Annotated in this window: 13 protein-coding genes and 2 tRNA genes; 12 read left to right on the top strand and 3 right to left on the bottom strand. The window is 71.9% G+C overall.

Annotation, left to right across the window (positions count from 1 at the left end):
* Positions 1–1097: M48 family metallopeptidase (locus G3I53_RS06430; protein WP_239063612.1), on the bottom strand; the 1097-nt coding region annotated here is incomplete at its 3' end.
* A gap of 322 nt (positions 1098–1419) precedes the next feature.
* Here G3I53_RS06430 and G3I53_RS33200 point away from each other — a divergent pair.
* From G3I53_RS33200 to G3I53_RS06465, 9 genes are all read left to right on the top strand, one after another.
* Positions 1420–1584 (top strand): hypothetical protein, encoded by a 165-nt coding sequence (locus tag G3I53_RS33200; RefSeq protein WP_203592027.1) that lies wholly within the window; start codon positions 1420–1422, stop codon positions 1582–1584.
* A gap of 71 nt (positions 1585–1655) precedes the next feature.
* A complete protein-coding gene (gene nadD, locus G3I53_RS06435; protein ID WP_164438101.1) occupies positions 1656–2369 on the top strand; it encodes a nicotinate-nucleotide adenylyltransferase in 714 nt (237 codons plus the stop codon).
* Between the two features lie 16 nt (positions 2370–2385).
* Complete coding sequence (locus tag G3I53_RS06440; protein ID WP_164332948.1) at positions 2386–4203, top strand: LytR C-terminal domain-containing protein; 1818 nt, start codon at positions 2386–2388, stop codon at positions 4201–4203.
* A gap of 108 nt (positions 4204–4311) precedes the next feature.
* Positions 4312–4770, top strand: a complete 459-nt coding sequence (gene rsfS, locus G3I53_RS06445) for a ribosome silencing factor (protein ID WP_164332949.1) — start codon at positions 4312–4314, stop codon at positions 4768–4770.
* Complete coding sequence (locus G3I53_RS06450) at positions 4767–5438, top strand: histidine phosphatase family protein (RefSeq protein WP_164332950.1); 672 nt, start codon at positions 4767–4769, stop codon at positions 5436–5438. Before rsfS ends, G3I53_RS06450 begins: the two co-directional genes overlap by 4 nt.
* Before the next feature lie 129 nt (positions 5439–5567).
* Positions 5568–5640, top strand: a tRNA-Ala gene (locus G3I53_RS06455).
* Between the two features lie 201 nt (positions 5641–5841).
* Positions 5842–6015: a hypothetical protein gene (locus G3I53_RS33205; RefSeq protein WP_192230482.1), complete on the top strand. Its 174-nt coding sequence runs from the start codon at positions 5842–5844 to the stop codon at positions 6013–6015.
* Between the two features lie 3 nt (positions 6016–6018).
* Positions 6019–6252, top strand: a complete 234-nt coding sequence (locus G3I53_RS06460) for a hypothetical protein (RefSeq protein ID WP_004931461.1) — start codon at positions 6019–6021, stop codon at positions 6250–6252.
* Between the two features lie 115 nt (positions 6253–6367).
* Positions 6368–6440: transfer RNA gene (locus G3I53_RS06465), tRNA-Ala, on the top strand.
* A gap of 62 nt (positions 6441–6502) precedes the next feature.
* Here G3I53_RS06465 and G3I53_RS06470 read toward each other — a convergent pair.
* Together G3I53_RS06470 and G3I53_RS06475 are read right to left on the bottom strand one after the other, a co-directional pair.
* Complete coding sequence (locus tag G3I53_RS06470; RefSeq protein ID WP_164332951.1) at positions 6503–8113, bottom strand: NADH-quinone oxidoreductase subunit NuoF family protein; 1611 nt, start codon at positions 8111–8113, stop codon at positions 6503–6505.
* Positions 8110–9372, bottom strand: coding sequence for a ferric reductase-like transmembrane domain-containing protein (locus tag G3I53_RS06475; RefSeq protein WP_164344099.1), 1263 nt, complete (start codon positions 9370–9372; stop codon positions 8110–8112). The genes G3I53_RS06470 and G3I53_RS06475 overlap by 4 nt, the downstream gene beginning before the upstream one ends.
* A gap of 526 nt (positions 9373–9898) precedes the next feature.
* Between G3I53_RS06475 and leuS the strand changes: the two genes are divergently transcribed.
* The 3 genes from leuS to G3I53_RS06490 all read left to right on the top strand — a co-directional run bounded on the left by leuS (position 9899) and on the right by G3I53_RS06490 (position 14639).
* The gene (gene leuS / locus G3I53_RS06480; RefSeq protein ID WP_164333074.1) at positions 9899–12772 is read left to right on the top strand and encodes a leucine--tRNA ligase; all 2874 of its coding nucleotides are present in this window, start codon (positions 9899–9901) and stop codon (positions 12770–12772) included.
* Between the two features lie 196 nt (positions 12773–12968).
* Positions 12969–13721, top strand: a complete 753-nt coding sequence (locus G3I53_RS06485; RefSeq protein WP_164333075.1) for a hypothetical protein — start codon at positions 12969–12971, stop codon at positions 13719–13721.
* A gap of 72 nt (positions 13722–13793) precedes the next feature.
* A complete protein-coding gene (locus G3I53_RS06490) occupies positions 13794–14639 on the top strand; it encodes a DegV family protein (RefSeq protein ID WP_164333076.1) in 846 nt (281 codons plus the stop codon).
* Positions 14640–15091 lie beyond the last annotated feature (452 nt).

A 15091-nucleotide genomic window follows, 5' to 3' on the forward strand; every position in this document is an offset into this window, starting at 1 on the left:
CCGTCCCCGGTGTCCCCGGGGTCCCCGTCGGCCGGGCCCCGCGTGCTCTTCGTGCCCCCGGCGGCGAAGCCGCCGAAGCCGCGGCGGACGCGGTCGCCCAGGTCGCCGGCGCCGCCCGCGATGTCGTTGACCAGCTTCATCAGCGGGTCCTTGGAGTTCTTCACCTCGCCGGCGTAGCTGCTCGCCGACTCCCGCCAGGAGTCCCGCACCGAGGCGTCCTTGTCCTCCTCGCGGCGCGGGTAGTGACCGTCCATGATCCGCTGGAAGTCGCGGGAGGCCTCCCACTTCTTCAGCTCGGCGGCCCGCACGGTCGTGAAGGGGTGCGAGCGGGGCAGCACGTTGAGGATCTTCAGCACGGAGTCGCGCAGGTCGCCCGAGGCCTCGTACTCGTCGGCCTGCTCCAGGAACGCGTCCACGTTCATCTCGTGCAGGTGGTTGCCGCCCGCGATCTTCATCAGGCCGCGCATGGACGCCGTCAGGTCCTGGCCGACCAGCAGCCCCGCCCGGTCCGCGGACAGCTCCGACTTGCGGAACCACTCGCGCAGCGCCGTCACGATCGCCATGATCGCGATGTTGCCGAGCGGGATCCAGGCGACCCGGACCGCCAGCGACGTCAGGAACAGCAGGATGGTCCGGTACACGGCGTGACCGGACAGCGCGTGCCCGACCTCGTGGCCGACGACCGCCCGCATCTCCTCCTCGTCGAGCAGCTCGACGAGTCCCGTGGTCACCACGATGATCGGCTCGTCCAGGCCGATGCACATGGCGTTCGGGTTCGGGTCCTGCTTGACGTACATCGGCGGGACCTTCTCCAGGTCCAGGATGTAGCAGGCGTCCCGCAGCATGTCGTTGAGGTGCGCGAACTGCCGGTCGGAGACCCGCACCGAGTCGGACAGGAACAGCAGCCGGAGACTGCGCTCGGGCAGCAGGCCGCTCAGGGCCTTGAAGACAGTGTCGAAACCGGTCAGCTTGCGCAGCGCCACCAGGGCGGAGCGGTCGGCGGGGTGTTCGTAGGCACGCGAGGAGATCCCGGGGAAGCGCCTGCGCTGCCTGCTCGGCACGCTCTCGTGCCCGTTGTGCTGATGGCCGTCGGACATCTTTCCCCCAGTGCGTCTGGATGACTCGTGCGGATCCCGTGCCGCCGTGTGTCCTGCGAGGCGGACCCCAGCCTAGGCGGAGTCGGCGCGATGGGGCAGTGCGGCCGGGCGGACAGCCGGCCGGACCGCGCCGGGACACCCCACGGACACCACCGGGCTCCAGGCAGAAGGACGACACAGGCCCCGCAATGGTTGCCCGCCGGCCCGGCCGCGGGCGCGTCGCCGCACCGCAACGGCGGAGTCGGGGTGATCGTCGAGAAGGCCCCCGCTTACGATGTCCGGACGTCCTTATCCCGCCCACACGCGATAGGTCCTGCCGAAGATGAGCTTCCACAGCGCCGCTGCCCAGTTGGTCACTCTCGCCGCCGAGGGCGGAGAGCACAGCGGCAACCACGACAGTCTGAACCCCTACCTCGCCGGCGGCGGAGCCCTGGTCGCGCTCCTGCTGCTGCTGTGGATCACCACCCGCTTCAACCGGGACCGCTGAGGCCCGTCGACGGCCGTCGCCGCGACGGGCCCGGCCGGGGCATCGGGGCCGGGCCGGTAGGGTCTGCTCGCATGGAGCAGGACATGCCCACCGGCCCGGCGGACGGCACGGCCGGTGAGACGACACGCGGCGACGGCGGGCGGAGCCCCGCGCTCCGCCGCGCTGCCGGCGGCCCGGGCAGCGCCCCGGCCGGACAGGGCAAGCGCCGTCTGGGCGTCATGGGCGGCACCTTCGACCCGATCCACCACGGCCACCTCGTGGCGGCCAGCGAGGTCGCCGCGCGCTTCCACCTCGACGAGGTGGTCTTCGTGCCCACCGGACAGCCGTGGCAGAAGAGCCACCGGACGGTCTCCGCGGCGGAGGACCGCTATCTGATGACGGTCGTCGCCACCGTCGAGAACCCGCAGTTCTCCGTGAGCCGGATCGACATCGACCGCGGCGGCCCCACCTACACCGTGGACACCCTGCGCGACCTGCGCGCGCTCAACCCGGACACGGACCTGTTCTTCATCACCGGCGCCGACGCCCTCGCCCAGATCCTCACCTGGCGCGACAGCGAGGAACTGTTCTCCCTGGCGCACTTCATCGGCGTCACCCGGCCCGGCCACCACCTCAGCGACGCCGGGCTCCCCGAGGGCGGGGTCTCCCTCGTCGAGGTGCCCGCCCTCGCCATCTCCTCCACGGACTGCCGTGCGAGAGTCGCCAAGGGAGACCCCGTCTGGTACCTGGTGCCGGACGGAGTCGTGCGCTACATCGCCAAGCGCGAGCTGTATCGCGGCGAGTGAGCGGGAAGGGGCACCGGTGAACGACGGATACGACGCGGGGTACGGGGGCGGCGCGCCCTACGAACTCGTCGGCTACGACGCGTACGGGCAGCCGGTCTACCGGCAGGTCCCGGTCCAGCAGGCCCCCCAGCAGCCGCCCGCCCCCGACCCGTACGGCTCCTACGACCCCTACCAGCAGCAGACCGGCGTCCCGCAGCCCCCGCACCCGCAGCAGGACCCTCAGGGGTACGGCTACGACCCGTACGCCACCGGCGCCGGGCAGCACGCGCCGGCGTACGACCCCTACGACCCGTACGGCACCGGGCAGCAGCCGCCCGCTCACGACCCGTACGGCTCCTACGACCCCTACGGGCAGGCCACCGCCCCGGGCGGGAGCCCGGCGGGCCCGTACGACCCCTACGGGGAGACCCACGCGCAGGGCGGCACCGGCCGGCAGCCCCGCGTCACGGAGCAGCGGGCCCACATCCCCCAGCAGGCCCGCCCGGTGGACGACGAGGACGCGCCGGCCCCGGACGGCGACGGGCCGGAGTACCGCGGCGAAGCGGAGGACGGCGGCGGACCGGAGTACCGCACCGAGCAGTTCGCCTTCGTCGAGGAGCCGGACGGCGACTCCGAGGACGTCATCGACTGGCTGAAGTTCACCGAGAACCGCACCGAGCGCCGCGAGGAGGCCCGGCGCCGGGCCCGCAGCCGCATCATCGCCCTCACCGTGGTGTTCGCCCTGGTCGTCGCCGGCGGCGTCGGCTACCTCTGGTACGCCGGGAAGCTGCCCGGCCTGTCCGGCTCCGGCACCGGTACCGGCACCACCACGGCGGCCGGGGCGCAGAAGCGGGACGTGATCGTCGTCCACCTGCACGACACCAAGAAGGGCGGCACCGCCACCGCGCTGCTCGTCGACAACACCACCACCAAGCAGGGCACCACCGTCCTGCTGCCCAACTCGCTCGCCCTGACCGCGGACGACGGCACCACCACCACGCTCGCCAAGTCCGTCGAGGACGACGGCTCCGGCGGCACCCGCGGCGCGCTCGACGCGGTCCTCGGCACCGACATCGAGGGCACCTGGCGCCTCGACACCCCCTACCTGCAGAACCTCGTCGACCTGGTCGGCAACATCGACATCGACACCAACGCCGACGTGCCCGACCCCGCCGCCAAGAAGAAGGGCGCGACGCCCCTGGTCCGCAAGGGCAGCAGCCAGACCCTCAGCGGCAAGATGGCCGTCGCCTACGCCACCCACCGCGCCTCCGGCGAGGGCCAGAACGCCCAGCTGGAACGGTTCGGCCAGGTCATGCAGGGCGTGCTGCGCAAGATGACCTCCGACCCGGACGCGGCGACGCTCACCATCCAGACGCTGGGGCAGATCATCGAGCCGCCGCTGACCGACAAGGACCTCGGCTCCTTCCTGGCCCGGCTCTCCGACCTCGCCAAGGGCGGCGACCACAAGACCGCCCTGCTGCCCGTCGAGGACGACGGCACGCTCAGCGCCGAGGCGAGCGACGGCGTGGTCAAGAAGGTCCTCGGCGGCACCGCCAAGAGCCCCGACCAGGACGCGGCGGTCAGCGTCTCGGTGCGCAACGCCACCGGCGTGAAGGACAACACCGAGAAGGCCCGCGTGGTGCTCCTCAACGGCGGCTTCACCTTCCTGGAGGGCGGCACCGCGAGCGCCGAGGCGACCTCCGAGGTGGTCTACGCGAACGCCGCCGACAAGGAGAACGCCGCCGAGGTCGCCAAGACCCTGGGGCTGCCCGCCTCCGCCGTGACCAAGGGCAAGATCTCCGCCAACGCCCGCGTCGCGGTCGTTCTCGGCCAGGACTACGACCCCGGGTCGTAGTCCGGCCGGGCGGGCGCGCACCCCCGTGATCACGGTCGACGGCGTGGGGTGCGCGGGGCGGTCCGTGAGACCCTGGGGGTCAACAGACCACCTACCGAAAGCCTTGTAGTGACCGCTACCGACCGTTCCGTCCAGCTCGTCACCACCGCCGCCCAGGCGGCCGCCGACAAGCTGGCGCACGACATCGTCGCCTACGACGTCAGTGACGTGCTGTCCATCACCGACGCGTTCCTGCTCGCGTCCGCCCCCAACGACCGCCAGGTCAAGTCGATCGTCGACGAGATCGAGGAGCGGCTGGCCAAGGAGCTCGACGCCAAGCCCGTGCGCCGCGAGGGCGACCGCGAGGCCCGCTGGGTGCTGCTCGACTACGTCGACATCGTCGTCCACGTCCAGCACAGCGAGGAGCGCGTCTTCTACGCCCTGGAGCGGCTGTGGAAGGACTGCCCCGAGCTGGAGCTGCCCGCCGACGCCGTGGCCTCCCGCGGCAAGGCCGCCGAGCACGCCCGGCAGCTGGAGGCCGAGGCGGCCGCCGCCGAGGCCGCGGAGCCGGGTGGTGAGTGGCGGTGAGCGCCGCCTCCGACGCCGCGGGCCGGACCGGCCGGCGGGGCCGCCGCATCATCCTGTGGCGGCACGGCCAGACGTCCTGGAACGTGGAACGCCGCTTCCAGGGCAGCACCGACGTGGAGCTCACCGAGACCGGTGTGTCCCAGGCCCGCCGTGCGGCCCGGCTGCTGGCGGGCCTGAAGCCGGACGCGATCGTCGCCTCCGACCTGAAGCGGGCCGCGGCGACCGCCGCCGAGCTCGCCGCGCTCACCGGCCTGCCGGTGACCCACGACGAGGCCCTGCGGGAGACCTACGCGGGCGCCTGGCAGGGGCTCACGCACGACGAGATCATCGCCCGCCACGGCGACGAGTACCGCGCCTGGAAGCGCGGTGAGCCGGTCCGCCGGGGCGGTGGCGAGCTGGAGACCGAGGTCGCCGACCGCGCGGCTCCCGTGGTGCTGCGGCACACGGAGAAGCTGCCGGAGGACGGCACGCTCGTCGTGGTCAGCCACGGCGGCACCATCCGCACCACCATCGGCCGGCTCCTCGGGCTCGACCCGCACCACTGGGAGGGCCTCGGCGGTCTCACCAACTGCTGCTGGTCCGTCCTCGGCGAGGGGGCCCGCGGCTGGCGCCTGCTGGAGCACAACGCCGGCACGCTGCCGGAACCGGTGCTCGGCGACGACGACTGACGGTCCGGGAACGCCCCCGGCGCGGCCCGGGGCCCGGATTTCACTTTCCGGCAGGTCGCAGGCTAAAGTTCTTCTTGTTCGCCCCGCCGAGCGGGGCGAAACACCATGTGAGCCGATCACATGGGGCAAGGGGCTATAGCTCAGTTGGTAGAGCGCCTGCATGGCATGCAGGAGGTCAGGAGTTCAATTCTCCTTAGCTCCACACGACGAAGATCCCGTCCTCCGCGCGAGGGCGGGATTTTTCGTCACCCGCGCTTGAGCAGGAACGCCCCGCCAGGCGTATACCTCTACGAGGCGCCGAGCCGTGTCCCGAACGGTACCCCGGCGTCGCTGACCGTATTGGCCCGGTCGTGGCAGAATCAAACGGCCGGAAGGGGGCGCGGCCCGACGGGAGGGAGTTGCGATGCCTGCGAGCATCTTCGAGGAGGTCGACCACCTCCTCGGAGCGGCGGTGACCCGACGTACCGCCACCCGCTTCAGCTGCCCTTCCTGCGGTTCCGCGCACGTCGCCCAGGTCCTCGGGGACAACGGTGGCATCTCCTACGTGTGCACGGCCTGCGGCCACAGCTGGAGCTGAACGATGGGTGCACACAGGCGGAAGTGCGACTGGTGCGGCAGCGGGACGCCGATCGTACGCGACATGGAGCCGATCAATCCCGAGTACCAGTACTGGTGCGAGGAGTGCGCGCGGGCGCTGATCATAAAGGGCGACCCCATCGAGACCTACCGGGAACTCGAGGGCGAACCGATCTACGGCCGGCTGCTCGAGGAACACTGCACGCTGAAGCGGTTCTACTCGTTCGTCACGGCATGAGCCCGCCGAGGGCATTTCGGGCATAGCCGAGCGAAGCGAAACCGATTTGGTGTTGGCCCGGGTGGACCGTGTAAAGTTGGCGTCGCCGCCGGGGAAACCGGGCGGAGCGCAACACGGGGCTATAGCTCAGTTGGTAGAGCGCCTGCATGGCATGCAGGAGGTCAGGAGTTCAATTCTCCTTAGCTCCACAGAAGTCGAAGGCGGATCATCCTCCCTGGATGATCCGCCTTCCGCGTTGTGGGGGCCCGCGTCAGCGGCCCAGGGCGCGCCGCCCCCGCCCCTGGGAGAGCACCGGCAGGTTCCGCGAGGGCGCCTTGGCCCGGGGCGCCTCGTCCTCGATGCGCAGCGCCAGCGCCGGGCAACGGCGCACCGCCCGCAGCGCCTTGGCCTCCGCGAACCGCGGGACCTCCGCCTGCGCCACGGTCGGGAAGCCGTCCGCGCCGAGCTGGAACACCTCCGGGAGGATGTCCGCGCACAGGCCGTGGCCCCGGCACAGCGTCCAGTCCACGTAGATCTTCTGGCGGCTGGGGCCGTTCTCCTCGCCTCCGCCGCCCGGGATGCCCGTAGGGGCCCTGCCGCCCTCGAAGAGCGGCAGGACGCCCGCCACGGGCCGTCCGCAGCCGTTGCCGAGGACGTGGGCGGCGAGGTCGTCGGTGAACGCCTTGACGGTGGACTCCAGGAACATGGCGGAGCCGTCCGGGTGCGAGCACGCGCCGCGCCGCTTCACGTTCTTGGCGACCTGCTTGACCGCCTCCAGGGCGGCCGGGCCGCCCCCGTTGAGGATGTCCTCCAGGCCGCGCGCGGCGGCCGGCAGGCCCAGGTAGCAGGGGCCGCACTGGCCGGCGCTCTCCTCGGCCAGCCACTTCGCCACCATCAGCGACTCGCCCAGCGGGCAGGTGTCCTGACTGATCGGCAGGATCGCCCCGGCGCCCAGCGAACCGCCCACCGCGTCCAGGGAGTTGCGGGAGACGATCGCCTCGTTGACGGTGGCCGCGTCGATCCACTTGCCGTGGTAGCCGCCGGTCAGCACGCCCTGCGGCACCGGGGGCGCCCCGGCCAGCTGCAGCACGTAGCGCAGCGGCACGCCGGTGGGCACCTCGACCACCATCGGGCGGGCCACCGCCCCCGACACCGTCAGCATGACGGTGCCGGGCTCGTCGTACAGGCCGGTGTTGCCGTAGCGCTCCGGGCCGATGCGGGCGGCGATGGCGAGCTGGGCGAACGTCTCGGCGTTGGACAGCAGCGTGGGCGCGCCGCCGACGCCGTTCTTCGAGGCGCTGGTCTTGCGGCCCGGCGGGATGGCGGGCCCGCCGTCGATCGAGCGGATCAGGGAGGCGGCGGCTCCGGTGACCATCCGCACCGGGTTGCGCTGCACGCGGGCGCGCAGCGCCGACCGCCGCCCGTTGCTCAGGCCGCGTTCGGCGAGCGCGGCCTCCATGGACCGCTGGGTGGACTCCCGGGTGACCCCCACCACGAGCGTGCGGGCACCCATGGCCTCGGCGCACAGCAACGCGCCGTCCAGGATCAGGTGCGGGGCACGGTTGATCATCACCGTGTCCTTGCGGCAGGCCGGTTCGTCCTCACTGCCGTTGACGACGACGACCGGCCGGACGCCGCGCTTGATCGCCGTCTCGGCGACCGAGCGCAGCTTCTTGTGGAAGGGGAAGCCCGCGCCGCCGCGCCCCCTGAGGTTGATGCGTTCGGCGAGCTGGGCGAGTTGTTCGCCGCCCATGGGTTCGAGCGGCCCGTGCACCTTGAGGTGCATCTGGAGGTCGAGCCGGTCGACAAGGTCGAAGCCCGACGTGAGCTGGGGAAGGCCGACGACGCGGACTTCGGGGACGTCGGGCAGGGCCTCGTTCACTTAAAGCCTCCGGAAGGCGTGTTCCAAGGTTCGCCCGATCCCGGTGCGTCGAAGTCGTAGGTCGACGACGGCGACGCACCGGGGCGTGTTTCAGTGGCGGGACCGCTGTTGTACGTGTCATCCGGGTTGTACGTGCCGTAGAGGCCGTTCGTCTCACCGGTGTCGTACACATCACGTGAACCGTACGGCGCCGCGGGCGAATTGTCGTAGGTGGGGATGTTGTATCCGGTGTCCTGGAGCGGGTCGTAGGCCGACGGCGGGGCCTCGCCGACGGGCGGCGGGGACGGTATCGGCCAGTTGCCGGAGGTGCTGGAGACCCCGTCGACGCGCGGGACGGCCTCCGTGGGCTGGAGATCCGGCGGCAGTTCCATGCGGGCGGTCTGGTCCGCGGCGAACGGCTGCTGGGGCGCGGCGGGCGCCGACACCGCGCGGTAGGCGGCGGCGAAGCCGCTCGCCGGTTCCGGCGCGGGCCGTTCGGCGGTCTCGTACAGCGGCGCGGAGGGGCCGGACGTCCCGCTGAAGGCGGGGGGTGTCGCGCCGCGCGGCCGGGACTCGCGCGGGTTCTCGAAGCCGGCGAGCGCGTTCTCGGCGGTCCGGGAGCGGCTCTCCTCCAGCCGGTCCCGGCCGCTCTGCTGGTCCAGGCCGGCGACCAGGCCGGACAGCCGGTCGGCGATCTTGCGCTTGACCGGGCGCGGCGAGGCGCGCAGCACCAGGGCGGTCATGACGCCGAGCACGGACAGGCCGTAGAGGATCAGGAAGACCGGCTTGGCCGCGCGACCCGCGTAGAGCCCGTGCACGAGGGCGGCGCACCAGGCCGGATAGGCCAGCATGTGCATGGCCCGCCAGCGCGCGGCGACCGGGGCCGGGGTGGCGAAGCGGTTGCGCAGGATGCCGGTGATGCCCACGAAGATCATCAGGAAGCCGGCCAGGGTGCCGAGGCCGATCAGGAAACTTCTCCCCATGACGGCCTCGTCGTCGGTGAGGGCCAGCCCGAAGGGGATCACCGCCGCGATCCAGGAGACGTGGTCCTGGCCGATCTTGATGCCGATGTGCACCAGCAGGAAGACGATCGAGGCGACCGCCGTGGTCCGGTGCACCGCCTGGGCCAGGATCCGCTGGCGGGGGCCGAGCAGGATCCGGTCCTGGGCCACGAGTCCCCAGATCACCGAGCAGCTCAGGCAGACCAGCGACAGGACGCCGACACCGAAGCTCAGGAACTCGGCGAGCCAGTCGTCCGCGGTGCTGTCGTGCGGGTTCATGACGCACCTCCCGGCGTCATGACTCGGAGCGGGCACAGCGGAGCCGCAGCCGACCTGCCCCGTGCGGGGGGTGGGCTGCTGTCTGGGCGACGGTTCATGGGGCAACTCCGAGGTATCGGTAAAGCGGTCCCGGGCCGAACTCTAAGCCCGGTCGTACCGATCAGTACGAGGTTTGAGTTATTGCGCTGTTACCAAAGGATCATCCGCTCGTTGTCATGCCCTTTAGTGCCTGTTACGCGAAGTAACCTTTGACCGAAATTCAGTCAGCAGAGCGCGGCACCCGCTCTCCGGAGGCCCTCCCGCGGCCCGCGCGGCGTCGGTAACGGCGTCGCGACGCGGTCCGCGCCTGCGGTATTCTTGCGCCATGCGTGCCGTACGCCTCCTGCTTAGCGAGCCGCGCTGATCAGTCCCGACCGCCATCGACGGACGGTCGGAATCGGCGCGGCGTCCCCTCCTGTGCGAGGGGTTTTTTCATTTCCGGCAGCCGCAGGCGCAGGCAGAGACGATCGATGGAGCTTTGAGGATCATGAGCGAGACGAACCCCGCGGCCGCGGAGGCCGCGCCGTACCGCTACACGGCCGCCCTGGCCGCCGAGATCGAGGCACGCTGGCAGGACTTCTGGGACGCCGAGGGCACCTACGCCGCGCCCAACCCCAAGGGCGACCTGGCCGGTGACCCGGAGCTGGCCGCCCGGCCCAAGAAGTTCATCATGGACATGTTCCCGTACCCCTCCGGCGCGGGACTGCACGTCGGCCACCCCCTGGGCTACATCGCCACCGACGTCTACGCCCGCTTCCAGCGCATGACCGGACACAACGTCCTGCACACGCTGGGCTTCGACGCCTTCGGCCTGCCCGCCGAGCAGTACGCCGTGCAGACCGGCACGCACCCGCGCGTGTCCACCGAGGCCAACATCGAGAACATGACGTCCCAGCTGCGCCGGCTGGGCCTGGGCCACGACAAGCGCCGGTCGTTCGCCACGATCGACCCGGACTACTACAAGTGGACCCAGTGGATCTTCCTGCAGATCTTCAACTCCTGGTACGACGAGGACGCCCGCCGGGCCCGCCCGATCGCCGAACTGGTCGAGCAGTTCGCCTCCGGTGAGCGCCCCGTGCCCGGCACCGACCGCGCCTGGAACGACCTGAGCGAGGCCGAGCGCGCCGAGGTCCTGGGCGAGTACAGGCTGGCCTACGCCTCCGACGCGCCGGTCAACTGGTGCCCCGGCCTGGGCACCGTCCTGGCCAACGAGGAGGTCACCGCCGAGGGCCGCTCCGAGCGCGGCAACTTCCCCGTCTTCAAGGCGAAGCTGCGCCAGTGGAACATGCGGATCACGGCCTACGCCGACCGCCTGCTGGACGACCTGGACGCCCTGGACTGGCCCGAGGCCATCAAGCTGCAGCAGCGCAACTGGATCGGCCGCTCCGAGGGCGCCCGCGTCGACTTCCCCATCGACGGCGAGAACATCACCGTCTTCACCACCCGCCCCGACACCCTGTTCGGCGCCACCTACATGGTGCTGGCGCCCGAGCACCCGCTGGTGGAGAAGTTCACCCCGGCCGCCTGGCCCGAGGGCACCCACGACGTGTGGACCGGCGGCCACGCCACCCCCGCCGAGGCCGTCGCCGCCTACCGCGCGCAGGCCGCCTCCAAGTCCGACGTCGAGCGGCAGGCCGAGGCCAAGGACAAGACCGGTGTCTTCACCGGCGCCTACGCCGTCAACCCGGTCAACGGGCGGAAGGTGCCCGTCTTCATCGCCGACTACGTCCTGATGGGCTACGGCACCGGCGCGATCATGGCCGTCCCCGCGCACGACTCCCGCGACTTCGCCTTCGCGCGCGCCTTCGAACTGCCCGTCGTCTGCGTGGTGGAGCCCACCGACGGCCGCGGCACCGACCCGGCGGCCTGGGACGACGCCTTCGCCTCCTACGACGCGAAGGTCATCAACTCCACCGGCGACGGCGTCAGCCTGGACGGCCTGGGCGTCACCGAGGCCAAGGCCCGCATCACCGAGTGGCTGGAACGCGAGGGCCACGGCGAGGGCACCGTCAACTTCCGCCTGCGCGACTGGCTGTTCAGCCGCCAGCGCTACTGGGGCGAGCCCTTCCCGATCGTCTACGACGAGGACGGCGTCGCCCACGCCCTGCCCGAGTCGATGCTGCCGCTGGAGCTGCCCGAGGTCGACGACTACTCGCCGCGCACCTTCGACCCGGACGACGCCGACACCCAGCCCGAGACCCCGCTGTCCCGCAACGAGGACTGGGTGAACGTCACCCTGGACCTGGGCGACGGCCGCGGCCCGCGCCGCTTCCGCCGCGAGACCAACACCATGCCCAACTGGGCCGGTTCCTGCTGGTACGAGCTGCGCTACCTGGACCCGCACAACACCGAGAAGCTGGTCGACCCGGAGATCGAGCAGTACTGGATGGGCCCGCGCGAGGGCATGCCGCACGGCGGCGTCGACCTGTACGTCGGCGGCGCCGAACACGCCGTGCTGCACCTGCTGTACGCCCGCTTCTGGTCCAAGGTGCTGTACGACCTGGGCCACATCTCCTCGGCCGAGCCCTTCCACAAGCTGTTCAACCAGGGCATGATCCAGGCCTACGTCTACCGCGACAGCCGCGGCATCGCGGTGCCCGCCGCCGAGGTCGAGGAGCGCGACGGCGCCTACTGGTACCAGGGCGAGAAGGTCTCCCGGCTGCTGGGCAAGATGGGCAAGTCCCTGAAGAACGCGGTCACTCCGGACGAGATCTGCGCCGAGTACGGCGCCGACACCCTGCGCCTGTACGAGATGGCGATGGGCCCGCTGGACGTCTCCCGGCCGTGGGACACCCGCGCCGTGGTCGGCCAGTTCCGCCTGCTGCAGCGGCTGTGGCGCAACGTGGTCGACGAGACCACCGGCGACCTGACCGTGGTCGACGCGGAGCCCGACGAGGACACCCTGCGCGCCCTGCACAAGGCCATCGACGGCGTCCGCCAGGATCTGGAGGGCCTGCGCTTCAACACCGCCATCGCCAAGGTCACCGAGCTGAACAACCACCTGACCAAGGCCGACGGCGCCGTACCGCGGTCCGTCGCCGAGGCCCTGGTGCTGCTGACCGCGCCGCTGGCCCCGCACATCGCCGAGGAACTGTGGCGCAAGCTGGGCCACACCGACTCGGTCGTCCACCAGGACTTCCCGGTCGCCGACCCGGCCTACGTCGTCGACGAGACCGTGACCTGCGTCGTCCAGGTCAAGGGCAAGGTCAAGGCCCGGCTGGAGGTGTCCCCGGGCATCTCCGAGGACGAGCTGGAGAAGGCCGCGCTGGCCGACGAGAAGGTCGTGGCCGCGCTGAACGGCGCCGGCATCCGCAAGGTCATCGTGCGGGCGCCGAAGCTGGTGAACATCGTTCCGGCGTGACCGCTCCGGGCGGTGGCGGCCGGCCGTGAAGGGCCGTGACCGTCCCGGGGCGCCGTGACGGCCGGCGCTTTCGGGGTAGTCCCCTACGGGCAGGTTCGGGGTTCGGACGGAACTCCGCACCTGCCCGTTGCGTTTACCGTTGAAGAGCGGCGCGGAGCGCGCCGGAACAGGCCGCAGGGCCCGGAGGAGGAGCCTCGTGGAAGCAGTGATCGCAGTGTTCGCCCTGCTTTTCGTGCTCTTCGTGGTACTCGGTGCCTACGCCACCGTGAAGGTGGTGGGCGCCGCCAAGCGCAGTGCCGACCGCCACATCACCCAGGCCCGCCGCACCGTCGAGGACCACACCCTCAAGGCCAAGGCACTCGGCCGGCCCGGCCCCGCCGGCGAGATCGCCCAGCTCCGCCTCACGCTGCGCACCTCCATGCGGGCCACTCAGGAGGCGCTGGAGACCGCCGCGACCGAGGACGGGTCCGTCAAGGAGTCCCTCGGCCTCTTCGAGCGGCTCAGCGCACACGGCCGTGAACTGGACGACGAACTCCGCCGCCTGGAGTCCGACCCCGACCGCGCCACCCTCGCCGCCCGCCTGCCCGACCTGCGCGAGCGCACCGAGCGCATCACCCACTCCGCGGACTCCCTGCGCTGGGCGGCCCGCGACCGCGCCCGCCGCTTCGCGGACGACGACCTGGACTCGCTGAGCGCCCAGATCGACCTGGAGGCCGGCGCGCTGCGGCACTGGACGACCACCGACCAGCCCACCGCGCCGACCGCTCCGCACCGCGACGGAACACCGGCCGCCAGCACCCCGACGACCCGGCCGACCTGGCCGGACGCCGCGGGACAGACCACCGCGCGGCAGCCCGAGGCCGAACCGTCCCGGCCCGCCATCACCCCGCCCGCGCCGCGCCCCGTTCACCCCTGGCAGAAGAAGGCCCGCCCCGAGACCACCACTTGATCCGGACACGGCCGCGCCCGGCGCCCCGGCCCGGGCTGCCCTCACGGCACCACGGCAGGTAACCTCCAGCTCATGTCCCGCCATGTCGCGATCGTCACCGATTCAACGGCCTACCTTCCGGCCCGGACGATGGAGCGGCATCGCATCACGGCGGTACCCCTGACCGTGGTCCTCGGCGACCAGGCCCTGGAAGAGGGCACGGAGATCTCCACGCGTTCCCTCGCCCAGGCACTGCAGAAGCGCCGCCCGGTCACGACCTCGCGGCCCGGCCCCGAGGTCTTCGACGCGGCCTACCGCGAGGTCGCCGAGTCCGGCGCCGACGGCATCGTCTCCCTGCACCTGTCCGCCGAGCTGTCCGGCACCCACGACGCCGCCGTCGTCGCGGCCCGCCGGGCCCCCGTCCCGGTCCGCGTGGTGGACACCGGCATGATCGCGATGGCCCTCGGCTTCTGCGCCCTGGCCGCGGCCGAGACCGCCGAGGCCGGCGGCACGGTGGACGAGGCGGTCACCGCAGCGGAGAAACGCGCGGCGGGCACGGCCGCCTACTTTTACGTCGACACCCTCGACTACCTGCGCCGCGGCGGCCGCATCGGCGCGGCCCAGGCCCTGCTCGGCTCGGCCCTCGCGGTGAAGCCGCTGCTGCAGCTGGCGGGGGGCCGGATCGAGCCGCTGGAGAAGGTGCGCACCGCCTCCAAGGCCATCGCCCGCCTGGAGGAGATCGCCGCCGAACGGGCGGGCGGCGCCGAGGTGGACGTCGCCGTCCACCATCTCGCCGCCCCGGAGCGCGCGACCGCCCTCGCCGACCGTCTCCGGGAACGGCTGCCCGGCCTGGCCGACCTGCACGTCAGCGAGGTGGGCGCGGTGATCGGGGCGCACACGGGGCCGGGGCTGCTGGGGGTCGTCGTCTCGTCGCGGTGAGGGGGCCGGCCGTGCGCTGTGGTTGAGTGCTCGGGGTCCGTTGGGCTCCGCTCGGGATCCGTTCGGGCTCCGCTCGGGGTCCGTTCGAGTGACGGGGTTTTCCACAACCTGTCGGTAGTCCACGGGATTTGAGCGAGATCATCGCGGATCGACCGGGTGTCCGATGCTCCTCACATGGCACTTGGATCACGTTCACGCAGGGCGGCGGCGAGCAGCGGTCCCGGCCGGGGCACGACGTCCGACGGCCGGGTTCGGCACGCCGGCCCCGCCGGTCCCGGCCGTCGGGGCGCACGGGGACGGCACAGCTACCGGCCTCCGGACCGCACGGCCTCGGCCGTCCTGCTCCGCCGGCGCGCGGAGACGCTGTTCGGTGAGCGGGATGCGTGGGCCAGGGGTGTCGAGGGCGGTGACGGCGGAGCCGTGGGCGGCGGCGGGACGGGCGACGGTCGGCT

This window comes from Streptomyces sp. SID14436 (assembly GCF_010548465.1).
Lineage (GTDB): Bacteria > Actinomycetota > Actinomycetes > Streptomycetales > Streptomycetaceae > Streptomyces.

Bases quoted from the DNA above. Each gene is read 5' to 3' on its own strand.
- G3I53_RS06475 (WP_164344099.1), bottom strand. From the start codon at position 9,372: ATGAACCCGCACGACAGCACCGCGGACGACTGGCTCGCCGAGTTCCTG.
- G3I53_RS06490 (WP_164333076.1), top strand. From the start codon at position 13,794: ATGTCCCGCCATGTCGCGATCGTCACCGATTCAACGGCCTACCTTCCG.
- leuS (WP_164333074.1), top strand. From the start codon at position 9,899: ATGAGCGAGACGAACCCCGCGGCCGCGGAGGCCGCGCCGTACCGCTAC.
- nadD (WP_164438101.1), top strand. From the start codon at position 1,656: ATGGAGCAGGACATGCCCACCGGCCCGGCGGACGGCACGGCCGGTGAG.
- G3I53_RS33200 (WP_203592027.1), top strand. From the start codon at position 1,420: ATGAGCTTCCACAGCGCCGCTGCCCAGTTGGTCACTCTCGCCGCCGAG.
- G3I53_RS33205 (WP_192230482.1), top strand. From the start codon at position 5,842: ATGCCTGCGAGCATCTTCGAGGAGGTCGACCACCTCCTCGGAGCGGCG.
- G3I53_RS06460 (WP_004931461.1), top strand. From the start codon at position 6,019: ATGGGTGCACACAGGCGGAAGTGCGACTGGTGCGGCAGCGGGACGCCG.